20 protein-coding genes, 2 tRNA genes and 1 pseudogene are annotated in these 23,143 nt (G+C 55.9%); 16 read left to right on the top strand and 7 right to left on the bottom strand.

The window, feature by feature from the left end; translation table 11 throughout:
• Window positions 1-51 precede the first annotated feature (51 nt).
• From sufB to ABWH92_RS14465, 8 genes are read left to right on the top strand one after another with little or no spacing between them, the layout of a single operon-like run.
• On the top strand, window positions 52-1,566 hold the full coding sequence (gene sufB / locus ABWH92_RS14500) for a Fe-S cluster assembly protein SufB (protein ID WP_375569516.1): 1,515 nt from the start codon (window positions 52-54) through the stop codon (window positions 1,564-1,566).
• On the top strand, window positions 1,563-1,730 hold the full coding sequence (locus ABWH92_RS14495) for a hypothetical protein (protein ID WP_375569514.1): 168 nt from the start codon (window positions 1,563-1,565) through the stop codon (window positions 1,728-1,730). Before sufB ends, ABWH92_RS14495 begins: the two co-directional genes overlap by 4 nt.
• A 13-nt stretch (window positions 1,731-1,743) precedes the next feature.
• Window positions 1,744-1,959 (top strand): hypothetical protein, encoded by a 216-nt coding sequence (locus tag ABWH92_RS14490; RefSeq protein ID WP_375569513.1) that lies wholly within the window; start codon window positions 1,744-1,746, stop codon window positions 1,957-1,959.
• A gap of 12 nt (window positions 1,960-1,971) precedes the next feature.
• Complete coding sequence (gene sufC / locus ABWH92_RS14485; RefSeq protein WP_375569511.1) at window positions 1,972-2,727, top strand: Fe-S cluster assembly ATPase SufC; 756 nt, start codon at window positions 1,972-1,974, stop codon at window positions 2,725-2,727.
• Between the two features lie 12 nt (window positions 2,728-2,739).
• Complete coding sequence (sufD, locus tag ABWH92_RS14480) at window positions 2,740-4,032, top strand: Fe-S cluster assembly protein SufD (protein WP_375569509.1); 1,293 nt, start codon at window positions 2,740-2,742, stop codon at window positions 4,030-4,032.
• A 17-nt stretch (window positions 4,033-4,049) separates the two neighbouring features.
• The gene (locus tag ABWH92_RS14475; protein WP_375569507.1) at window positions 4,050-5,270 is read left to right on the top strand and encodes a cysteine desulfurase; all 1,221 of its coding nucleotides are present in this window, start codon (window positions 4,050-4,052) and stop codon (window positions 5,268-5,270) included.
• Between the two features lie 46 nt (window positions 5,271-5,316).
• The gene (locus tag ABWH92_RS14470) at window positions 5,317-5,718 is read left to right on the top strand and encodes an SUF system Fe-S cluster assembly protein (protein WP_375569506.1); all 402 of its coding nucleotides are present in this window, start codon (window positions 5,317-5,319) and stop codon (window positions 5,716-5,718) included.
• A 21-nt stretch (window positions 5,719-5,739) separates the two neighbouring features.
• Window positions 5,740-6,099, top strand: a complete 360-nt coding sequence (locus tag ABWH92_RS14465) for a HesB/IscA family protein (protein WP_375569504.1) — start codon at window positions 5,740-5,742, stop codon at window positions 6,097-6,099.
• Between the two features lie 77 nt (window positions 6,100-6,176).
• On the opposite strand, the gene ABWH92_RS14460 is transcribed toward ABWH92_RS14465, so the two are convergent.
• Window positions 6,177-7,229: a GGDEF domain-containing protein gene (locus ABWH92_RS14460; protein WP_375569502.1), complete on the bottom strand. Its 1,053-nt coding sequence runs from the start codon at window positions 7,227-7,229 to the stop codon at window positions 6,177-6,179.
• A gap of 284 nt (window positions 7,230-7,513) precedes the next feature.
• Window positions 7,514-9,010, bottom strand: a complete 1,497-nt coding sequence (locus ABWH92_RS14455) for a DEAD/DEAH box helicase (protein WP_375569500.1) — start codon at window positions 9,008-9,010, stop codon at window positions 7,514-7,516.
• A 389-nt stretch (window positions 9,011-9,399) separates the two neighbouring features.
• Between ABWH92_RS14455 and ABWH92_RS14450 the strand changes: the two genes are divergently transcribed.
• On the top strand, window positions 9,400-9,906 hold the full coding sequence (locus tag ABWH92_RS14450) for a fasciclin domain-containing protein (RefSeq protein ID WP_375569498.1): 507 nt from the start codon (window positions 9,400-9,402) through the stop codon (window positions 9,904-9,906).
• A gap of 76 nt (window positions 9,907-9,982) precedes the next feature.
• On the opposite strand, the gene parE is transcribed toward ABWH92_RS14450, so the two are convergent.
• The 5 genes from parE to ABWH92_RS14425 form a co-directional block, all read right to left on the bottom strand.
• Window positions 9,983-12,022 (bottom strand): DNA topoisomerase IV subunit B, encoded by a 2,040-nt coding sequence (gene parE / locus ABWH92_RS14445; RefSeq protein WP_375574259.1) that lies wholly within the window; start codon window positions 12,020-12,022, stop codon window positions 9,983-9,985.
• Window positions 12,023-12,281: 259 nt separating this feature from the next.
• Entirely contained in the window at window positions 12,282-12,752 is a 471-nt protein-coding gene (locus tag ABWH92_RS14440) for an SRPBCC domain-containing protein (protein WP_375569496.1), read from the bottom strand.
• A gap of 14 nt (window positions 12,753-12,766) precedes the next feature.
• Complete coding sequence (locus ABWH92_RS14435) at window positions 12,767-13,093, bottom strand: ArsR/SmtB family transcription factor (RefSeq protein WP_375569494.1); 327 nt, start codon at window positions 13,091-13,093, stop codon at window positions 12,767-12,769.
• A 124-nt stretch (window positions 13,094-13,217) separates the two neighbouring features.
• Window positions 13,218-14,627: a type I glutamate--ammonia ligase gene (glnA, locus tag ABWH92_RS14430; protein ID WP_375569492.1), complete on the bottom strand. Its 1,410-nt coding sequence runs from the start codon at window positions 14,625-14,627 to the stop codon at window positions 13,218-13,220.
• 102 nt (window positions 14,628-14,729) lie between these two features.
• A complete protein-coding gene (locus tag ABWH92_RS14425; protein WP_375569490.1) occupies window positions 14,730-15,068 on the bottom strand; it encodes a P-II family nitrogen regulator in 339 nt (112 codons plus the stop codon).
• 378 nt (window positions 15,069-15,446) lie between these two features.
• On the opposite strand from ABWH92_RS14425, the gene ABWH92_RS14420 reads away from it, so the two are divergent.
• The 7 genes and pseudogenes from ABWH92_RS14420 (at window position 15,447) to ABWH92_RS14390 (ending at window position 23,103) form a co-directional block, all read left to right on the top strand.
• Window positions 15,447-15,531, top strand: a tRNA-Leu gene (locus ABWH92_RS14420).
• 91 nt (window positions 15,532-15,622) lie between these two features.
• The gene (tig, locus tag ABWH92_RS14415; RefSeq protein WP_375569488.1) at window positions 15,623-16,981 is read left to right on the top strand and encodes a trigger factor; all 1,359 of its coding nucleotides are present in this window, start codon (window positions 15,623-15,625) and stop codon (window positions 16,979-16,981) included.
• A gap of 203 nt (window positions 16,982-17,184) precedes the next feature.
• Window positions 17,185-17,817, top strand: a complete 633-nt coding sequence (locus ABWH92_RS14410) for an ATP-dependent Clp protease proteolytic subunit (RefSeq protein WP_375569487.1) — start codon at window positions 17,185-17,187, stop codon at window positions 17,815-17,817.
• Between the two features lie 395 nt (window positions 17,818-18,212).
• Window positions 18,213-19,484 carry an ATP-dependent Clp protease ATP-binding subunit ClpX gene (gene clpX / locus ABWH92_RS14405; RefSeq protein ID WP_375569485.1) on the top strand — a complete coding sequence of 424 codons (1,272 nt, stop codon included), beginning with the start codon at window positions 18,213-18,215 and terminating at the stop codon, window positions 19,482-19,484.
• A 392-nt stretch (window positions 19,485-19,876) separates the two neighbouring features.
• Window positions 19,877-22,345: an endopeptidase La gene (gene lon, locus ABWH92_RS14400; RefSeq protein WP_375569484.1), complete on the top strand. Its 2,469-nt coding sequence runs from the start codon at window positions 19,877-19,879 to the stop codon at window positions 22,343-22,345.
• 186 nt (window positions 22,346-22,531) lie between these two features.
• Window positions 22,532-22,834: pseudogene (locus tag ABWH92_RS14395) on the top strand (HU family DNA-binding protein); the annotation flags it as partial.
• 193 nt (window positions 22,835-23,027) lie between these two features.
• Window positions 23,028-23,103 (top strand) — tRNA-Val (locus ABWH92_RS14390).
• Window positions 23,104-23,143: the final 40 nt, after the last annotated feature.

The raw sequence follows: 23,143 nt of genomic DNA, 5'->3' as shown, positions 1-23,143 counted from the left end.
GCCGGTTTGGTCACTGGTTTGAAAGCCTAGCTTTTAAGGAGCATGCCCCCGATGCCAGCGGTACAAGAGACCATCGAACAGGTCCGTGAGATTGACGTCGACAAGTACAAATATGGCTTTGAGACTGACATCGATATGGAGTACGCGCCCAAGGGCCTGAACGCCGATATCGTGCGTTTTATCTCGGCCAAAAAGGGCGAGCCTGAATGGCTGACCGACTGGCGCTTGGACGCGCTGAAGCGGTTTGAAACCATGACACGGCCCGAGTGGGCGCGCGTGGATTATCCTGAAATCGACCTTCAAGAACTCTATTACTATGCCGCACCGAAATCGACCGAAGGCCCCAAGAGCCTGGACGAGGTCGACCCGGAGCTTCTGCGCACTTACGAGAAGTTGGGTATCCCGCTGAAAGAGCAGGAGATTTTGGCCGGTGTGCGCAAAATGGATGAGCCGTCCAAACTGGATGGTGATCTGGATTCGCTGGCTGGCAAAGTTGCGGTGGATGCCGTTTTTGACAGCGTGTCGGTTGTGACCACGTTCAAGGAAGAACTGGCCAAGCACGGCATCGTGTTCTGCTCGATCTCAGAAGCGGTGCATTCGCATCCAGAACTGGTGAAGAAGTACCTCGGTTCGGTCGTACCGGTCACCGACAACTACTACGCAACTCTTAATTCCGCGGTTTTCTCAGATGGCTCATTCGTCTACATTCCGGAAGGCGTGCGCTGCCCCATGGAGCTGTCGACCTATTTCCGCATCAACGCGGAGAACACGGGCCAGTTTGAGCGCACACTGATCATCGCCGACAAAGGCTCCTATGTCTCCTATTTGGAAGGCTGTACGGCGCCAATGCGTGATGAAAATCAGTTGCACGCGGCCGTCGTTGAGTTGATTGCGCTGGATGATGCAGAGATCAAGTATTCCACCGTCCAGAACTGGTACCCAGGTGACGCCGAAGGCAAAGGCGGCATCTACAACTTTGTCACAAAGCGCGGCGACTGCCGCGGTGACAACTCCAAAATTTCCTGGACCCAGGTTGAGACCGGATCGGCCATCACCTGGAAGTACCCGTCCTGCATTCTTCGCGGCGACAACTCGGTAGGTGAGTTCTATTCGATCGCCATCTCCAACGGGATGCAGCAGGTCGATTCCGGTACCAAAATGATCCATCTGGGCAAGAACACCTCGTCGAAGATCATTGCGAAAGGGATCGCTGCCGGCAAATCAGACAGCACGTATCGCGGCTTGGTGCAGATTGCGCGTGGCGCGAAAAACGCACGCAACTTCACCCAGTGCGACTCGCTGCTGATTGGTGATCGCTGTGGTGCACACACGATCCCGTACATCGAGTCGAAGAACGCAAAAGCCGTGTTGGAGCATGAGGCCACCACCTCAAAAATCTCCGATGATCAGATGTTCTATTGCCTGCAGCGTGGTCTCAACGAGGAAGAAGCTGTGGCACTGATCGTCAATGGCTTCGTGAAAGACGTGCTGCAGAAGCTTCCAATGGAATTCATGGTGGAATCCCAGAAGCTGATCGGCATCTCGCTTGAAGGATCGGTTGGGTGAGTTTCGACGGCATTGCCATTGCCTACTACGCCGCCATTTGCGGGGCTCTGGCAGCGTTGGCTCCACGCTTCAACACGCTCATGCGGCGCCTGGCTTTGGGCGCTGCGGTTGGCGTGATCGCGGCGACGCTGGCTCCTAACATTCGTGCAGCCTTGGGTCTGTAGGGGGCGGGCACTGATGGAGTTGGCACTATTAATTGGCCGTCAGGTGGCCTTTGTCGGTCTGCTCGCTGGACCGATCATTTTGGTGGTTCTGCTTGGTCGCCATCGCGGCTGGAACCAGACCTACATTTTTGTGGCGGTGCTCGGTTGGGCAGTGCTGTTTTTGGGATTGAACGCGATGATGGCAGGCGATGCATCCGCTGGTGCGCAAGCCCTCTCGCAAAGGATATGAGGACCTACAACGATGCTTCAGATTAAGAACCTGCACGCACGGATTGCCGATGATGGCACGGAAATTCTTCGCGGTGTCGATCTGTCGATTCCCAAAGGCGAAGTGCACGCCATCATGGGCCCCAACGGCTCCGGCAAATCCACACTGTCTTATGTGATCGCTGGCAAGGAAGAGTATGAAGTCACCGAGGGTGAAATTCTGCTCGACGGCGAGAACATCTTGGAGATGGACCCGCACGAGCGCGCCAATGCAGGCCTGTTTTTGGCATTTCAGTACCCAATTGAAATTCCGGGCGTTGCGACCATGACGTTCCTGCGTACGGCGCTTAATGCCAAGCGCAAGGCTGAAGGTTTGGAAGAGCTTTCGACGCCTGATTTCATGCGCGTCGTGAAAGAGAAAGCCGCTGAGCTCAACATCTCGTCGGACATGCTGAAGCGCCCACTGAATGTTGGGTTCTCCGGTGGTGAGAAAAAGCGCAATGAAATCATGCAGATGGCACTTCTTGAACCCAAGATGGGCATTTTGGATGAGACCGATTCCGGCCTTGATATCGATGCGCTCAAAGTGGTCGCCGATGGTGTGAATGCATTGCGCGGCGCTGATCGCGGGTTTCTTGTGATCACCCACTATCAGCGCCTGCTTGACCATATCGTGCCCGACTATGTGCACGTGCTCTCGGGCGGCAAGATCGTCAAAAGTGGCGACAAAGAACTGGCGCTTGAGCTTGAAGCCAAGGGCTATGCCGACATCATCGCTGACGCTGCTTAAGGGTAGACAACCATGAACGCCGACTTGAAACGCATCCGAACTGCTGCTGAATCGGCCGTGCTGGAAAGCTTTGCCGATGTGGAAGATTCCCTTCCGGGCAACGCGGCCACCCATGCTGATCGCCGCACGCGTATCGCCCTTTTTGAGCGTGAAGGCCTGCCGCATCGCCGCATCGAGCCGTGGAAATACACTGATCTGCGAACCTTGGTGCGTGAGATTGCGCCGCTCGCTGACAGCGCTGGCGCTGCTGAGGTGCCCGCACCGCTGTTGAGCGGCGCGCGGCAGATCGTTGTTGTGGATGGGTTTCTAACGTCTGGCAGCACTGACCTGCCAGCCGGTGTCACCTTGGCACCTTTGATGGATACCTTAGTCGAGGGCGCAGCTTCTCTGGCTGGTGCTGACACGCCAGATCGCGCCATTGATGCGCTGAACGCGGCCTTTGTGCGTGACGGGTATGCCCTGTCGGTTGAGAAAAACGCCAAGGTCGACACACCGTTGGAACTTGTTTTCATGCGCTCGACGGGGGCATCAATGAGCCATGCGCGCGCGCGCATTGTTCTGGGTGAGGGCGCTGACCTAACGGTCATTGAGCGTCATATCAGTCCTGATGGTGAGGCTTGCCAGTCAAGCGCTGTCACCAACTACACGGTGGGCGAGGGCGCTTCGCTTGCAGTGCTGCGCACACAAGACGAGGGCAGTGACGCAGTGCATCTCGGTGAGATCACAATGGATCTTGCCGCCAAGTCGCACACCAAACTGCTTCATCTGGTTGCTGGTGCCAAGCTGGCTCGCACCGAAACGCGTGTGGTTTTCGCTGGTGAAGAGGCTCGCCTTGATGTGGCCGGTATCACCATGGTGGCTGATCGTCAGCACTCCGATTCAACACTTTATGTGGATCATCTGGTGCCGCATTGCGATAGCACAGAGACCTTCAAAGCTGTGATCGATGATGCGGCCAAAGCTGTTTTCCAGGGCAAGATTGTCGTGGCGCAAGATGCGCAGAAGGTGGATGCGCAAATGGCGATCAACTCGCTGTTGCTCTCTGATACGGCGGACATGGTGGCCAAGCCTGAGCTGGAAATTTTCGCCGATGACGTTAGCTGCGCCCATGGTGCAACGTGTGGCGACATCGAAGAAGACTTGATGTTCTACCTGCTTGCTCGTGGCATTGCGCCCAACGAAGCGCGCAAGCTGCTGCTGCAAGCGTTCCTTTCCGAGGGCGCTGAGCTGTTTGAAGATCACCCGTTTGAGCAATTGGCCTTTGACGCCATTGAAAACTGGCTTGCTGCCCACGCGGCACGCTAGTTGGAGAACCCCACCCTATGAGCCTTGATGTAGCTGCCATTCGCGCGGATTTTCCAGCGCTTTCCACGCAAGTGAATGGCAAACCGCTTGTCTATTTGGACAATGCTGCGTCCGCGCAGAAACCAAACCAGGTGATTGACGGCACCGCGGAGTTTTACCGCACATCCTATGCCAATGTGCATCGCGGGCTGCATCATCTCTCAACGGCTGCCACAGAGGCGTATGAGGGTGCGCGGGCCAAAGTCGCCAAGTTCTTGGGTGCTGCCAGCGATCAGGAGATCGTGTTCACCCGCTCTGTTACCGAAGCCCTGAACCTTGTGGCGCATGGTCTTGGCGAGAGCTTGCAAGAGGGCGATGAGATCATCCTCTCGGTAATGGAGCATCACTCCAACATCGTGCCGTGGCATTACCTGCGCGAGAAGAAAGGCGCGGTGCTCAAATGGGTGCCGGTGCTGGAGGATGGAAGTTTTGATTTCGACGCGTTTGAAAGCATGCTTTCAGAGCGCACGAAGATCATAGCGCTCACGCACATGTCGAACGTGCTCGGCACTGTCACACCCATTCGAGCTGTTGCCGATCACATCGCTGAGCGCGATGACATCACGCTTGTCGTCGATGGCGCACAGGGCGCGGTACATATGAGCGTTGATGTGCAAGCTCTTGGCTGTGATTTTTATGCCATCACTGGGCACAAGCTTTACGGGCCTTCGGGGATCGGTGCGCTTTGGGGCAAGGCTGAGAAACTGGCGGATTTGCCACCCTATATGGGCGGCGGTGAAATGATTGATGAAGTGCGCGAAGATGGCATGACCTATGCGCCGCCGCCAGCACGCTTTGAGGCCGGGACGCCCCCGATCGCCCAAGCAGTGGGACTGGGGCTCGCGCTCGACTATATTGAGATGATTGGGCGCGATGCCATCAGTGCCCATGAGCACGACCTGCTCGCTTATGCGATGGAGCAGATACGCCACATCAATGCGGTGCGCATCATGGGTGAAGCGCCCGGCAAGGGTGCCATCATCTCTTTTGAGGTCGAGGGCGCACACGCCCATGACATTTCAACGCTGCTTGATCGCTCCGGCGTTGCAGTGCGCGCGGGAACCCATTGTGCCCAACCGCTTCTTAAACGCTACGGCGTGACTTCTTCTTGCCGCGCTTCGTTCGGGGTCTACAACACCCGTGACGAGGTCGATACGTTCGTGGAGTCCTTGAAAAAGGCTCAGAGCTTCTTCACATGAGACTTCACTGGTAAAGTCGGGCCTGACCCCTGGAATGGACACATCAATGACCGAGACAGCCACAGCGCCAACCACAACCGATCCGCAAGCGCCCAACGCGGCCGAGCTGAGTGGTCCCACGTCTGCCATTCCCGCTGAAGAGCTGGAACAGTTGACCGAGGACATCATCGCCGCCCTGAAGACGGTGTATGATCCTGAAATTCCGGTCGACATCTACGAACTTGGCCTGATCTACAAAGTCGACATTGATGATAACCGTAAGGTGTCGATCCATATGACGCTAACCGCGCCGGGCTGTCCGGTGGCTGGTGAGATGCCAGGTTGGGTTGAAAACGCGGTGGCAACGGCCCCTGGCGTGCAAGATGTACAGGTAGAGATGGTGTTCGACCCACCCTGGACCCCTGAGCGCATGTCAGAAGAGGCGCAGGTCGCTATTGGTTGGTTCTAAGAGACAATCGAAGGACATGTGATGAGCTTTGCGATGATCACAATGACCGATCCTGCCAAGGATCACGTCGCTGCGCTTTTGGCTGATCATGGGCCGGAAGCGGGTCTGCGGCTTACTCTCAAGAAGGGCGGCTGCGCTGGTATGGAGTACAAGCTCGACATAGCCGAAGAAAAGCCCGACGGCGATGATGCGGTCGAAGATGGCCCAGCGCGCCTCTTCATCGAACCATCGGCAATGCTCTATCTTCTTGGCATGCAGGTCGACTACGAAGAGACCAAACTTCGCTCTGGCTTTGTTTTCAAGAACCCCAACGAAGTGTCAGCCTGCGGCTGTGGCGAATCTGTCGAGTTGAAACCGGCAGAGGCCGAGCCGGCGCATTAAGAGGATCACCTGAACACAAAAAAGCGCGCAACCGTTGGAGGCTGCGCGCTTTTTGTTTGAACGGAAGCAGGTGGCGCTTAAGCGGCTTTCTCGTTTGCCTCAAGCTCAGCCTCGGCAACAACACGGTTCCGACCGGCTTCTTTTGCCGCGTAGAGACACTTGTCCGCGCGCTCAATGATCGACTGCACGCTGTCATCCTCGCGCAACTCCGCGACACCAATGGAGATGGTCACGCGGCCCAGCGTCTCGCCAGTTGAGCGTTTGACAAGCTCTTTGCCCATAACCGCCTGACGGATCACGTTGGCCATATCGGTCGCGCGTCCAATTTTCGTTGAAGGCAGGATGACGCAAAACTCCTCGCCGCCATAGCGGCAGGCAATGTCCTTGGAGGACACAGAACTTTTCACCGTGCTTCCAACCAGGCGTAGAACCTGATCGCCAGTCTGGTGGCCGTGCGTGTCATTGAACTTTTTGAAGTGATCAATGTCGCAAACAAGAAGGCTGAAAGGCTCGCCTGTCGCTTCAGACGAGAGCATGGCCTCGTCCATCGCCCGATCAAAGCGCTTGCGGTTGCCGATGCCAGTCAACTGATCTGTCATGGCTTCGTAACGAACCGATTCCAAAGCTTCTTTCAGAGCTGCGATTTCCTGCTCACTCTCCAAAAGTTTGTTGGACATGGAACGGCTGCTACGCTCGACCTCATCGGTCATGGTGATCAGTTTTTGAACGATGGCTTGCACCACCTGCTCATCAACAACACCATCAAGATTTTTGGAGGCATCCTGCAACTCGTCTGAGTAACCGCTGGTCTGGCCAGCAGCCTCGTTGATCAAATCCATGATCTCAGACACTTTGCCAGAAAGCTGGCCGCCAACAGCATCAACGCGTTCTTCAAAGGACCCCGCGCCGAAAAACTCTTCGCGGATCTTTTCAAGCTCATCCTGGCTGACACGTTCGCCAGCGCGCAGAATTTCATTGATACGTTTGTTCAATGCTGGGTTGAAACCGGCAGCATAAGCAAACCAAATCTCGTAGTTTGGAGGAAAAGCCCCAAGCTCATTTGTTTTGATCTTCGCGATTGCGTGCTCAGCAATTTGATATGTGCGCGCAACATCTTCGGGCAATGACATGCCAGGGTCCCCCCAAGGGTCAACTCAACTTCCCCAAAACTCTGTCATAACACCGTTTCCAAGGCGTTAATCGATAGCCTTGTGGTCGGTTCAAATCGGCCAACAAAGGTAGAATAGGTGTTCTTTGGCGCAAAATTGCAAAGGCGGCTAAGCGCAAGTTGAGGTCGCAGAGCGGTTGCATGCGCGCAGATGGCACGCGTCAGTGTTGTCGAACAACGTTTAGCCAGCCGACGCGAATCGGGAACAGGCGATCAGTCGGCGGGTAGCAGTAACGCCAAAAAAGATCAGGCAGCAGACCGACGGATAGGACGCAGCAAGAAAGCAGGCACATAATCCGTTTCGCCGAAGGGACGGCGATCATCTGGACCGTCATCGTTTCGGTTGCCGCGACGCCCACGTCCACGCTTGGGTGGATTGGCCTCATCACCATCTTGGCGTGGGGTACGCTCACCGCGACGGGACTTTTTCGGTTTGTCTGCAGCCTCTGAGCTTTCCTCATCGGTTTTCGCCGATGGTGTTGCTTCCGATGTTTCGGACGATGCCTGCGCCTCGTTCGACTTGCGGCCACCGCGACGGCCCCGCCGACGTGTTGGTTTTTCTTCCGTCTCAGGCTTTGCGTCTTCAGCCACTGCTTCAGCAGCGTCGGCCTGATCCTCAGGGGTCGTGTCGGCCTTTGGAATCGGCTGGCCGATCATCTCTTCAATGGCGGCGACATACTTGCCATCAGCTTTTGAGGCCAGTGTGATGGCTGTTCCCGTTCGTCCTGCGCGGCCTGTACGACCAATCCGGTGCACATAGTCTTCGGCGTGCGTTGGCACATCGAAATTGAACACGTGGCTCACCGCGGGAATATCGAGGCCTCGTGCTGCAACATCGGAAGCGACAAGAAGGGTCAGTTCGTTGTTGCGAAACGCTTCGAGCGTTTGCATGCGCGCACGTTGATCCATATCGCCGTGCAAACAGCCGGCATTGTAGCCATGGCGCTTGAGCGAGCGCTCCACCACCGACACATCACGTTTGCGGTTGCAGAATATAATGCCGTTGCTGAGGTCTTCTGCGCCGTCGATGGCCTTGCGCAGTGTCTCACGCTTACCGGCGGCCACGCTTGGCGCATTTAGCAGAACCTGCGTGATCGTCTCACTGGTTGATGAAGCACGAGCTACCTCCACACGTTCCGGCGTGTGCAGGAAGGTGTTTACAAAGCGCTCGATCTCCGGCGGCATAGTTGCTGAGAAGAACAGTGTCTGGCGAGTGAATGGCACCAGCTTAAAGATACGCTCCAGATCAGGCATGAAGCCCATATCGAGCATCCGGTCAGCTTCATCGACAACCATAAATTCGACGCCGGTCAGCAGCAGTTTTCCGCGCTCAAAGTGATCGAGCAGGCGACCTGGGGTGGCGATCAGAATGTCGGCGCCCTTGGTGAGCTTCTTTTCTTGCTCTTCAAACGAAACGCCACCAATGAGCAACGCCATCGTGTATTTGTGGTTCACCCCAAAGGTCTCAAAGCTCTCAGCAACTTGGGCTGCCAACTCACGTGTCGGCGCGATCACCAACGAGCGCGGCATACGGGCCCGGGCCCGACCGCGTTCAAGCAAAGTGAGGATGGGCAGAGAGAAGGCCGCGGTTTTACCCGTGCCGGTTTGGGCAAGGCCCAAGACGTCCTTGCGCTCCAAAACATGCGGGATGGCCTGTGCCTGGATCGGCGTTGGCTCGCTGTAGCCAGCGGCATCAATGGCGGAGAGTACTTTTTGCGAAAGACCAAGGGTCGAAAATGACATGCGTTAAATGGGTATCCGTGTCGAAAGGGATCGGTGCGCGAAGGGCTGAAAGGCGCGGCGAAGTGGCGGTTTACGTAACAGCGATCCAATTGGATGCCGCCCGGCGCAGGCCACTGGGCATGAGCGCCATAATGCGCACTGGCGATCACAACTGTGTGACGAGCGCGCGTTTGCAACGAAGCAATGGGCGGCACATGGCCTGTGGGGCCGCAAAAGTCAAGGAAATGCGGGCGTTACCTGCCAAAACAAGGCCAATTGCGGCGAAAGTCTGCGTCAAGGGTTTAGAAAGCGCGAATGTCTTGCCCGAATGGCGCAAAACCAAAGGATGATCTGGAACGTTTCTCCCACGGCTGGAATTTTTCACAGCAACCCCTCTATGGAGATTATCAATGCGTTTCACTCACTTCCTTGGCACCACCGCTGCAGCGGCCGTCGTCTCTCTCGGCATGGCAGGCTCGGCGTTCGCTGACGGCCATTCGAAGGACATCGTCGACACAGCTGTTGAAGCTGGTTCGTTCACCACCCTCGTTGCAGCCGTTCAAGCTGCTGGTTTGGAAGATACGCTGCGCGGCGAAGGCCCATTCACTGTTTTCGCCCCAACCGACGAAGCCTTCGCGGCTTTGCCCGAAGGCACCGTTGAAAACCTGCTTCTGCCAGAAAACCTGGAAACCCTGCAGGCTGTCCTGACGTACCACGTGCTTCCAGGCAAAGTGATGTCGGCGGATATCGCCGGTCAGGAACTGTCCGTGGCGACGGTTGAAGGGTCTGAAGTGATGGTCAATGCAACCGATGGCGTCATGGTCGATAGCGCCAACGTTGTCACAGCGGACATCGAGACATCCAACGGTGTTATCCACGTTATCGATGCGGTGATTTTGCCACCGTCAGCGATGTAAGGCTGAACACCAATGCAATGAGAGGGTCGGGCATTTGCCCGGCCTTTTTTGCGATGTCGCGACAACGCGAGGTCAGCTAGATATCCAACTCTTCGGTGAACTTGGCGTTCTCCTGGATGAACTGGAAACGCGCTTCTGGTTTGTTGCCCATCAGCGTTGTCACCGTATCGCCTGTGCTCTCACCATCCAGAACTTTGACGCGTAGCAGGGTCCGCTTGTCCGGGTCCATGGTGGTTTCTTTCAGCTGCGCAGGCAGCATCTCACCCAAGCCTTTAAAGCGACCAATCTCAACGTTGCGCTTGCCTTTGAAGGCTGTGCGCATCAGTTCATCCTTGTGAGCATCATCGCGAGCATACTCCACCACGCTGCCAGCCGAGAGCCGGTAGAGCGGCGGCACAGCGATAAAGAGGTGCCGGTTTTCAATCAGCTCCGGCATCTCGCGGTAGAAGAACGTGATCAGCAATGAGGCGATATGCGCGCCATCCACATCGGCGTCGGTCATAATGATCACCCGCTCGTAGCGCAGATCATCATCGCGATAGGCTGAGCCAGTCCCAACACCCAGCGCCTGAAGCAAGTCTGAGAGTTGTTGGTTGGAGGTGATTTTCTCGCGGCCCGCATTGGCAACGTTCAAGATTTTTCCGCGCAGCGGCAGCACCGCCTGCGTGTCGCGGCGGCGGCCCTGCTTGGCCGACCCGCCAGCTAAATCGCCCTCGACAATGAAAATCTCAGAGCCTGCAGCTCCGGCCTTGGAACAGTCGGCAAGTTTGCCGGGAAGGCGTAGCTTACGTGTTGCGCTTTTGCGGGCGATGTCTTTTTCAGCGCGCCGTTTCAGCCGTTCCTCGGCACGGTCAATCGTCCATTCCAGCAGCTTATTGGCCTGGTTGGGTGAGCCGGTGAGCCAATGATCAAAGGCGTCGCGGACGGCATTTTCAACGATCTTGGTCGCTTCCTGCGTGGCCAGTCGATCTTTGGTTTGGCCGACAAATTCTGGTTCGCGCACAAAGACCGACAGCATGGCACCCGCTGATGTCATCACATCATCAGCCGTAATCTGCGCGCCTTTTTTCACACCGGTCAGTTCGGCGTAAGCGCGCAGGCCTTTCAGCATCGCCATACGAAGGCCAGCCTCATGCGTACCGCCCTCGGGCGTTGGCACCGTGTTGCAGTAGGAAGCGAACGATGCATCGCCGACATGCCAGCAGACCGCCCATTCCACGCCACCATGTTTGCCGGCATTGGGCGTGCGCCCAGCGAACATCTGCTCGGTTACGCGTCGCTCGTTGCCCAGAGACTCGGCCAGATAATCTTGCAAGCCACCAGGGAAGGAGAAAGTCGCAGTTTGTGGAACGTCTTTCACGCCTTCCAAAAGCTCTGGCGCGCAGGTCCAGCGGATTTCAACACCGGCGAACAGATAGGCTTTGGAGCGCGCCATCTTCATCAGGCGAGCTGGCTTGAATCTGGCGTTTTTGCCAAAAATCTCCGCATCAGGATGGAAACGCACGGTGGTGCCACGGCGGTTCATCGTTTCGCCGATCACTTCAACAGGCCCTTGGGGAATGCCGCGCGAGAAAATCTGACGATGGAGTTTGCGGTCGCGCGCAACCTCCACTTCCAAATGGTCTGACAGCGCATTGACCACCGAAACGCCGACACCATGCAGACCGCCTGATGTTTCATAGACCTTGCTGTCGAATTTGCCGCCAGCGTGCAGCGTGGTCATGATCACTTCCAACGCGGATTTTTCCGGCATTTTTGGATGCGGATCGACGGGAATGCCACGACCATTGTCACTGACCGACAATGATCCATCTGCCATCAACTCCACCTCGATGCGCGAGGCGTGACCGGCCACCGCTTCATCCATGGAGTTGTCGATCACCTCAGCAAACAGGTGATGCAGGGCGCGTTCGTCCGTACCGCCAATGTACATGCCTGGGCGGCGACGCACGGGCTCCAGTCCCTCGAGCACCTCGATAGCAGAAGCATCATAGCCCGCCTCCGCGCCAGACGTTGACGGTTTGGGCGCAGCCTTCTTGCTGGGCTTTGGCGCTGGTTTGGGGGCAGTGTCAGCTGCTGGTGTGGCCGCAGCTGCGGCGCCGAACAAATCTGTCATCGTGGCAAAAACCGAAGGGGCTGGGGGCGAATCGCTTGGCTCCACAGTGCCATGGCCAAGGGGCTGGTTGCAAAGGGGTATCGCATCACCCTCTTTGCGAATGATTGCCATCAGCACCTCAATGCTGAGTTCCCCCTAAACGGTATCAAGTTTGCCACGTTCTATGTTCTATAGAGGAAATGAAGCACCACGAGCACCCTTATTGCCTTGTCCGGGGAAAAGCGTCGCGTCTGCGCTCCAAACGAGCACAGGGTAATCCCTAACGGAGCGTGGTGAGCAAAGGTTCCAGATTGCTGAAACTCGCTTCCATGCCTTTGCCCATGCCGTGCTGAATGCTCATGTCGCGATTGGCCTGGTTCTCATAGTGGATCAACAACGTAACAGTTGTTGCGTCTCCATCCTGGGAAAAATGTGTTTCGACCAGCGATTCCATTTCCGGTGCAATGTCGAAGCTTTCTGTGTGCACATAGTGATCATGCTCGACGATGTGCTTGAAAATGCCGTTGCCCACCATCTTGCCGTCCGGCCATTCCCAGACATATCGCCAAGCGCCGTCCACACGAAAATCGATCTCGCACTCTGGCATGGTGTGATCAGACTTGCCCGTCAGCCATTGCCGAACCAGTTCCGCCTCGGTGAAGGCGCGCCAAACCAAGTGTAGCGGCGCATCAAACCGGCGCACGATCTGAATGCTTGTGTCTGTTGGTGTTGTGAGAGTGAGCGGGGCCATAACCATGATCCTTCTTAGTTTTGGGAATTCTTGAGCGTTTCCAGAACTGTATCGAGACGCTGGAACTGCGCCTCCCAGCGTTCGCGATAGGCTGAGAGCCAATCGTCAAGCTCCTCCAAGGGCGCGACTTCGAGCGTGCGGGGGCGGGCAGTTCCGGAGACTTTTGTCGAGATCAATCCTGCTTTTTCCAACACCTTCAGATGCCGTGAAATTGCCGGTTGTGAGATATCGAACGGTTCCATGATCTCGGACACCGTCGCTTTGCCTTCTGCAAGGCGAGCCAGAATAGCCCGGCGGGTGGGGTCGGCGAGGGCGGCAAAGGTATCGTCAAGCTGAGACATGCGATCATTATATCGCATATATGTTATATAGCAAGAATGTTATGTTTAGCTGTTCAGAGGCCCCAACGAAAAAGGGCGCCCACTGGGCGCCCTTCCTTTTGGCTCAAAGCTGTAACGGGCGGCGTTACGCTGAGTAGTACATGTCGAACTCAACCGGGTGCGGCGTCATTTCGTAACGCATGTTCTCTTCCATCTTCAGGTCGATATAGGCTTCGATCTGATCTTCATCGAACACGTTGCCAGCGGTGAGGAACGCATGATCATCGCCAAGGGCTTCAAGAGCTTCGCGAAGCGAACCGGCAACCGTTGGGATATCTTTGAGCTCTTCTGGCGGCAGATCATAAAGATCCTTGTCCATCGCTTCGCCCGGGTGAATTTTGTTCTTGATCCCATCAAGGCCTGCCATCAACAGAGCCGAGAACGCGAGATATGGGTTGGCCATTGGATCAGGGAAACGCACTTCCACACGCTTGGCTTTTGGCGAAGACGTGTATGGAATGCGGCAAGAGGCCGAGCGGTTACGCGCTGAGTAAGCCAACAGAACCGGCGCTTCGTAGCCTGGAACGAGGCGCTTGTACGAGTTGGTAGATGGGTTGGTGAACGCGTTGATCGCCTTGGCGTGCTTCAGAACACCGCCAATGTAGTGCAGGCAGGTTTCTGACAGATCAGCATATTCCGATCCAGCGAACACGGGCTGTCCATCTTTCCAGATCGACTGGTGGCAGTGCATGCCGGTGCCGTTGTCACCAAACACTGGCTTCGGCATGAAGGTCGCCGACTTGCCATAAGAATGCGCAACCTGATGCACAACATACTTGTAGATCTGCATGTGGTCTGCGCAGGTCGTCAGCTCGTTGAACTTCATACCAAGTTCGTGCTGAGCAGCGGCCACCTCATGGTGATGCTTTTCGACCGTCACGCCCATTTGCGCCATCACGGTCAGCATTTCAGAGCGGATGTCCTGGCAGGAATCAACAGGTGGTACAGGGAAGTAACCGCCTTTGGTCCGTGGGCGGTGTCCAAGGTTGCCCATCTCATACTCGGTGTCGGTGTTCTCAGGCAGTTCTGAGGAATCCAGCAAGAAACCGGTGTTGTAAGGGTCGGCGCGGAAACGGACGTCATCAAAGATAAAGAATTCAGCCTCTGGGCCAAACATGACCGTGTCGCCGATGCCGGTCGACTTCATGTAGGCTTCAGCTTTTTTCGCAGTCATGCGCGGGTCGCGGCTGTAGGCTTCGCCTGAGCCTGGTTCAAGAATATCACAGAAGATCGCCATGGTTGGCTGTGCGAAAAACGGGTCCATGTGGGCTGTGTCGGTGTCTGGCATCAGAACCATGTCCAACTCGTTGATCGCCTTCCAGCCGGCGATCGAAGAGCCGTCAAACATGATGCCGTCGGCAAACATGTCTTCATCAACCTGGCTTACATCCATGGTGACGTGCTGCATCTTGCCGCGCGGATCGGTGAAGCGAACATCAACGAACTTCACATCGTTGTCGCTGATGGACTTCAAGACATCTGCTGCTGTGGTCATGCTTACTGTTTTCCTTAAGGCTTGGGTACGAATGGGTTGTGCGAATGTTGGAGAGGATAAGAAGGGTGAGGACACCCTTTGGTGGTTGAGCGCACCTGGCGTCTAAACGGCGTCCGGTCCGGTTTCACCGGTGCGAATGCGCACGACATCCTCAACTGGGGAAACGAAAATTTTGCCATCACCTATGCGGCCGGTTTGCGCGGCTTCGCGGATCGCGTTGACTGCGCCTTCAAGCAGATCATCTTGAAGGACAACCTCCACTTTCACTTTCGGAAGAAAATCGACCACATACTCCGCGCCACGATAAAGTTCGGTATGGCCCTTCTGCCGACCGAACCCCTTGGCCTCAGTCACTGTGATGCCCTGAAGACCAACGTCTTGCAGCGCCTCTTTCACCTCGTCCAGTTTGAACGGCTTAATGATGGCCTCGATTTTTTTCATCAACTCCCCAATCCAACATACTGTGTGCGCGGGTTGCGCACTGCTCCACCCCAAAGCATGTACCGTGCCAACTTCGCAGCGACGGCTCAGAACGGGGGTATTTTTCGGCCATCTGAGGCGCTGGGGCTGATTTACAGTCCGTTTGCCCATTGCTTGTGCAAACAAGTGCGCTTGATGACCGGCGGTAGCGCCTAATTATTATGCAAATGCCTGTTTGGCGAGCAAATTATTGCGGCAAGACGGATGGGGTTTGAAATAATGCCTGCTTCTTCATCGGTTGAGCCGTTTGGGCGCGAGAAAATCGGCGCCATTCGGATTTTCCTTGATGCGCGCGTACGCTTTGCTATAGAGCCGCCCACGGCATCGCGCTTCGTGCATGCGGGCGTGGTGAAATTGGTAGACACGCTGGTTTTAGGTACCAGTGGCGCAAGCCGTGGGGGTTCAAGTCCCTCCGCCCGCACCAACAACGCGATTAACGTGTGTTTGCCGAACCGCGAAGAGCTTCTGCTCTTCGCGGTCGTCTGACACACATGGATGATAAGGAACTCGGCCCAATGCAGGTCACTGAAACGCTCGCCGAAGGCTTGAAGCGCGAACTCACAATCACCATTCCCGCCACCGATCTGTCGACCAAGTTGGATGACAAACTGTCGTCGCTGAAAAGCCAGGTCCGCCTTCCAGGCTTTCGCCCTGGCAAAGTGCCGGTGTCACACCTTAAAAAAGTCTATGGCAAGCAGGCAATGGCTGAAGTCATCAACGATACGTTGAACGAGTCCACCAACGCTGCGATTGCCGACCGCAAGGAAAAGCCAGCCAGCGAGCCGAAGTTCACGCTGCCGGAAGATGAGAAAAAAGCCGAAGATATCATCGCCGGCAAAGAAGACCTGGAAATCGCAGTCGCTTACGAGATCATCCCTGATTTCGAAGTGAAAGACTTCTCCGGTATCGAAATCGAGCGTCCGGTGGTCGACGTCACAGACGAGATGCTGGATGAGCGTTTGAAGCAAATCGCATCCTCAAACGTCACCTATTCGGCCGTCAAGCGCAAAGCCAAGAACGACGACCAAGTGACCTTCGACTTCTTGGGCAAGGTTGACGGCGAAGCCTTTGATGGCGGCGCTGCAGAGGGTTTCAAACTGGTGCTCGGCTCCGGGCAGTTCATTCCAGGCTTTGAAGAGCAGATGGTTGGCCTGAAAGCTGGCGATGAGAAAACGCTCGATGTGACGTTCCCCGAAGAGTATGGCGCTGAGAACCTTGCTGGTAAGGCTGCCACGTTCGACGTGAAAGTCCATGAGGTAGGTGCGCCGGATGAAGCGGTGATCGACGAAGCTTTTGCGACCAATCTTGGTCTGGAGTCGCTCGACAAGCTCAAAGAGGCCGTCAAAAGCCAGCTTGAAAACGAGTACGGTCAAAAAACCCGCATGAAGGTGAAGCGTCAGCTGCTGGATGCGCTTGACGAAGCCTATGACTTTGAACTGCCGCCAAGCCTGGTTGATCAAGAGTTTGAGGGCGTCTGGAAACAGGTAACCGACGATCTGGAGCGCGCCGGGCGGTCGTTCGAGGACGAAGACACCACCGAAGACAAAGCCAAAGAAGAGTATCGCGTGCTTGCCGAGCGTCGCGTACGTCTTGGCCTGTTGCTAGCCGAAGTTGGTGGCCAAAACGATGTTCAGGTGACCAATGAAGAACTCCAGCGCGCCGTGATCGCGCGCGCGCAACAGTTCCAAGGCCAAGAGCGCGAAGTGATTGAGTTCTTCCAAAAGAACCCACAGCAGCTTGCTGGCATCCGCGCGCCAATCTTCGAAGACAAAGTGATCGACTTCATTTTGGAGTTGGCCAAGGTGACTGACAAGAGCGTCGATCCGGCTGACCTGGAAGACGATGACGAGCATGATCACGACCACGATCACTAAAGTCTGGTGGTGCGACTTGGTATCTTGAAGCCGGTCGCGTGTTCACCATATTGCCATTTGATGGGCCGTGATCGCACCGATCGCGGCCCTTTTCTGTTCCCAAGCCTTGCCCCATCGCGATCAACCGCTAGGCTCCGCTAAACCGGGTTGAGTCGGACAGTTGCCATCGGCCCGTGACATTTCTGAACAAGGACGTTTTTTCCATGCGCGATCCCATCGATTTGACCATGAACACCCTCGTGCCCATGGTGGTCGAGCAATCCAACCGCGGCGAGCGCGCGTTCGACATCTATTCGCGTTTGCTGCGTGAACGTATCATCTTCATGACCGGCCCGGTTGAAGACAATGTTGCCTCGCTGATCTGCGCGCAGCTTCTGTATCTAGAGGCGGACAACCCCTCCAAAGACATTGCACTTTACATCAACTCGCCTGGTGGTGTGGTGACATCGGGGATGGGCATCTACGATACGATGCAGTTCATCAAACCATCCGTGTCGACCATTTGCATCGGCCAGGCAGCTTCCATGGGGTCGCTTCTTCTAACAGCAGGTGCCAAGGATTCGCGCTTTGTGTTGCCGAACGCGCGCGTGATGCTTCACCAACCATCAGGCGGTTTCCAAGGTCAGGCCTCCGATATTGAACGTCATGCAGCTGACATCATCAAAATGAAACGGCGTTTGAATGAGATCTATGTCCAGCACACCGGCCAGGACTATGACACGATTGAAAAGACACTGGATCGCGACCACTTCATGACGGCTGAAGAAGCCAAAGACTTCGGCATTGTCGATGAAGTGATCACCTCACGTGCCGCTCTGGAAGAATCAGCGGAGTAACGCGATTTGGCCATTTTCGGCGATCTAACACGTCTTTTGTGCCCGGTAGTCCACAGCATCGGGCACAAACGCATCTGTTACCCAGCATTGCGTCAACGGTGGTTGACAGGGCCAACAAACCCAAGAACTCTGTGGCCAAGCGGTCTTTTGAAGGTGTGCGCAGACCCAATGGCTGTGTGAAGGTCGCTGAAAACACGCCAAGTAAGCGTGCCGCGTGTTAACCCTTGGGCCGGACAATGGGTTTAATCTGGTCTGATCGTCTGATTTGGTCGACGTAGCTGACGGCGCCTAATCGGATGTGAGCTTAAGGGGCAGGCAAACCTGTCCCAACCAAAGGCGAAATGCGTTTCGCCAATTCGGTACGCGTGCTGCGTGCCGCTATGGAGATAAGATATATGAGCAAGTCTGGCGGCAGCGATTCCAAGAACACGCTTTACTGTTCGTTCTGCGGGAAGAGCCAGCACGAGGTGCGCAAACTGATTGCGGGCCCAACCGTGTTCATCTGCGATGAGTGTGTTGAACTGTGTATGGATATCATTCGTGAGGAAAACAAAACCTCGCTTGTGAAGTCCTCCGACGGCGTGCCGACCCCGCAAGAGATCCTGACCGTTCTTGATGACTATGTGATCGGGCAACCTCAGGCCAAGCGCGTGCTTTCTGTGGCCGTGCACAACCATTACAAACGGTTGCATCACGCCGCGAAGAACGCAGATATTGAGCTTGCCAAGTCCAACATCATGCTCATCGGCCCAACTGGGTGCGGTAAAACACTGCTTGCCCAGACGCTTGCCCGCATCATCGACGTGCCGTTCACTATGGCCGATGCCACCACGCTAACCGAAGCTGGTTATGTGGGTGAGGACGTTGAAAACATCATCCTGAAGCTCTTGCAGGCGGCCGACTACAATGTGGAACGCGCCCAGCGTGGCATCGTCTACATCGATGAGGTCGACAAGATCTCTCGCAAGTCGGACAACCCATCGATCACACGCGATGTGTCGGGTGAGGGTGTGCAGCAAGCGCTTCTGAAAATTATGGAAGGCACGGTTGCCTCCGTGCCACCACAGGGCGGCCGCAAGCATCCGCAGCAGGAGTTCCTGCAGGTCGACACAACGAACATCCTGTTCATCTGTGGCGGCGCGTTTGCCGGTCTTGATCGGATCATTTCTGATCGTGGTCGCGCAACCTCCATCGGCTTCAAAGCCTCTGTTGAGGATCCTGATGCCCGTAAGGTCGGTGAACTGTTTGCTGAGGTTGAGCCAGAAGATCTGGTGAAGTTCGGCCTGATCCCCGAATTTGTTGGCCGTTTGCCGGTGCTGGCAACGCTGATGGACTTGGATGTGGAAGCACTTGTTTCGATCCTGAAAGAGCCGAAAAACGCTCTGGTGAAGCAGTATCAGCGCCTATTCGATATGGAAGAGGTGCAACTGACCTTCCAGGATGAAGCGCTCGAAGCGGTGGCCAACAAAGCCATTGAGCGCAAAACAGGTGCACGTGGTCTGCGCTCCATCATGGAGACAATCCTGCTCGACACGATGTATGAGCTTCCTGCCATGGAAGGCGTGGAACAGGTCGTTATCTCTGATGAGGTGGTCAACGGATCGGCCCGCCCGCTCTACATTTATGCTGATAAGGAAGAAACGCAGCAAACGGCTGACGCGTCCTAACGCTCTTTTTCAGGTAGTTTCGCAAACGGCGTTCCAACCATTGGGACGCCGTTTGTGTTTTGGGTTCCGACCGACAAACAAACCGGTTTCTTCGGTGCATAGCTCAGCGATTGTGCCTCTAAGATATCGCCAGCCGTTGAAATCCATCCAAGAAGCGCCCAAGTTCGCTGCAACAACGTAACGGCGTGATTCACTGCCCACACTGGGTATTCTGGTTGCGTAGCGTTGCGTTCCCCCCTGCCGGTGCATGTTTGCCGGACAGCGATGCCAGGGCGACGGCACCAAGATGTCTTTCTGCCAGCCGCCTCAACCGACCATCAGGCCGGTTCGATCCGCACCGCTTTTCGGCTTGGATATCCTTCCGCTCATGCCCGATTGCCAAAGGCCTGACTATGACTGAACAAACCCCTGACTACACTGCGGCCTATCGCGACGCTGAGCCCAGCGTGCACCCCGTGCTGCCGCTGCGCGATATTGTGGTGTTCCCCCACATGATCGTGCCGCTGTTTGTGGGCCGTGAGAAATCCATCGCTGCGCTTGAAGAAGTGATGCGTTCTGACAAGCAGATCGTGCTTGCCACGCAGATGAATGCGTCTGATGACGACCCTGCTGCCGACGCCATCTACAATGTTGGAACCATCGCCAATGTGCTGCAGTTGCTGCGCTTGCCCGATGGCACCGTCAAGGTGCTGGTAGAGGGCACCGATCGCGTGGAGATCGTGCGGTATCATGAGCGCACCGACTTCCACGAAGCGGATATCCACGCCCTCATTGAAGATGAAGGCGAAGAGGTTGAAGTGGAAGCTTTGGCCCGCTCGGTGACGGCTGAATTTGAGAGCTATGTGAAGCTCAACAAAAAAGTCTCGCCAGAAGTTATCTCCGCCATCAGCCAGATCGAAGGCTTTTCCAAGCTTGCTGATACGGTTGCCTCGCATCTGGCTGTGAAGATTGCCGACAAGCAGGACGTGCTTGCCACGATTTCTGTTGTTGAACGGCTGGAACAAGTGCTCGCGCTTATGGAGAGCGAAATCTCCGTTCTCCAAGTGGAAAAACGCATCCGCAGCCGCGTGAAGCGTCAGATGGAGAAGACCCAGCGCGAGTACTATCTCAACGAGCAGATGAAGGCGATCCAGAAGGAGCTCGGCGAAGGCGAGGACGGCAAGGATGAGCTGTCGGAGCTGGAAGATAAGATCGAGAAAACCAAGCTCTCCAAGGAAGCGCGCGAAAAAGCGACGGCTGAAATGAAGAAGCTGCGCGCCATGAGCCCGATGTCCGCTGAGGCAACGGTTGTGCGCAACTATCTTGATTGGTTGCTCGGCCTCCCTTGGGGCAAGCGTTCGCGCATCTCCGTTGATCTGAAAGCCGCCCAGGACATTCTGGATGATGATCACTATGGCCTGGACAAGGTCAAAGACCGCATCATCGAATATCTCGCGGTGCAGGCGCGCTCCAACAAGCTGCGTGGCCCGATCTTGTGTCTCGTTGGACCTCCAGGTGTGGGTAAAACCTCACTCGGCAAGTCCATCGCCAAAGCCACCAAGCGCGAATTCGTTCGCATCTCGTTGGGCGGCGTGCGTGATGAAGCTGAGATTCGCGGTCACCGGCGTACCTATATCGGATCGATGCCTGGCAAGGTGATCCAGTCGATGCGCAAAGCCAAGAAATCCAACCCGCTGTTCCTGCTCGATGAGATCGACAAGATGGGCATGGATTTCCGCGGCGATCCATCATCGGCTTTGCTTGAGGTGCTTGATCCGGAACAGAACTCAACGTTCGCCGATCACTATCTTGAGGTCGACTATGATCTCTCCAACGTGATGTTCGTGACCACCGCCAACACGCTGAACATTCCTGGGCCTTTGATGGACCGCATGGAGATCATTCGCATCGCCGGTTACACCGAGGATGAGAAGATCGAAATTGCGCGCCGTCACCTCATTCCTAAAGCGATCAAGAACCACGGCCTGAAGCCTGAGGAGTTCACGATCGACGCTGAGGCTTTGCGCTTGGTCGTGCAGCGCTACACCCGCGAAGCTGGTGTGCGTAACCTTGAACGCGAGCTGTTCTCTCTTGCCCGCAAAAGCGTGAAAGCCATCATGCTCGGCAAAATGAAGACTGTGGACGGCGAAGAGATCGAGATCGAAAAGGCCGATATCACCGCTCAGAACGTTGCCGACTTCCTTGGCGTGCCCCGGTTCCGCCACGGCGAGATCGACGATGATGATCAGGTTGGCGTTGTCACGGGCCTAGCTTGGACCGAAGTCGGCGGTGAGCTGCTCACCATCGAGGGCGTCATGATGCCAGGCAAAGGCAAAATGACGGTCACCGGCAACTTGCGCGATGTGATGAAAGAGTCGATTTCGGCTGCCGCGAGCTATGTTCGCTCGCGTGCTGTGGACTTTGGTGTCGAGCCGCCGCAATTCGACAAGCGTGACATCCACGTTCACGTGCCGGAAGGGGCAACACCCAAAGACGGACCGTCAGCCGGTGTTGCTATGGTGACAGCCATTGTCTCCATGATGACCGGCATTGCGGTGCGCAAAGATGTGGCGATGACCGGTGAAATCACATTGCGGGGCAGGGTGCTTCCGATCGGTGGCTTGAAAGAAAAGCTGCTGGCGGCTCTGCGCGGCGGCATCAAGAAAGTTTTGATCCCAGAGGAGAACGCCAAGGATTTGGCGGATATTCCTGAAACGGTGAAGAACGGTCTTGAGATCGTGCCCGTTGCCCGCATGGATGAGGTGATCGAGCACGCTCTGGTCGAGCAGCCGCAGCCCATCGAATGGACAGGTGAAGAGGTGACAACCGATTCGCCTGCCGGAGACGAGGCGGATGCAAGCGGTACCATTGTGGCCCATTAGCCGGATAAGCATCGGCTGATGGGTCGAGAAACCCATCTGATGATGACACCTTGTGCACAAATGAGCGAAAAACCCCGGTTTTCCGGGGTTTTTTGTTGTCAGAACGGTCGAATATCGGCAGTGTTTTCTGGCATTAGCCGCAGATTCGCGGCGTGAGCGGCAGAGCCTGGCGGAAAAGCTGAACGGCGCGCCGAACCTATTGGAGACAAAGAAATGAACAAGAGCGAATTCGTTGCCGCAGTTGCGGAAAAGTCCGACCTGGGCAAAGGCGATGCCGCCAAAGCGGTTGACGCTGTTTTTGAAACGATCACGTCTGAGCTTGCCTCAGGTGGCGATGTTCGCATGACAGGTTTCGGCAATTTCAGCATCACGCACCGCGCTGAAAGCAAGGGTCGTAACCCTTCCACAGGCGCTGAGATCACCATCCCAGCTGCCAAGCGTCCAAAATTCACCGCTGGTAAGGCGCTGAAGGATGCCGTGAACAACTAAGTCTTGTTCCATTGTTGGCCATGCTTCGTGCGTGGTCAGGCGCCCGGGTCGATCATCGACTCGGGCGTTTTGCGTTGTAAGCTGAAAAACAGGATCGAAAGTGTGAGCTTGGCGGTCAACAGCGCTTGCATTTGCGCTGCACGCAACCTATTCAACGGCCTCGCATTGGTCTGACGCGTGGTCGGGCCGGGCAGGGCGGTTAGCTCAGCTGGGAGAGCATCTCGTTTACACCGAGAGGGTCGGGGGTTCGAGCCCCTCACCGCCCACCATGTTGTTTCTTGAAGAAACGACAGCGGCGCGACATGCGAT

Origin of the sequence: Ahrensia marina, assembly GCF_042140245.1 — a bacterium.
In the GTDB taxonomy this organism is placed as follows: domain Bacteria; phylum Pseudomonadota; class Alphaproteobacteria; order Rhizobiales; family MH13; genus MH13.
Note: the sequence above shows the minus strand (reverse complement) of the source record. Positions and strands in the feature narration are given on the sequence as shown.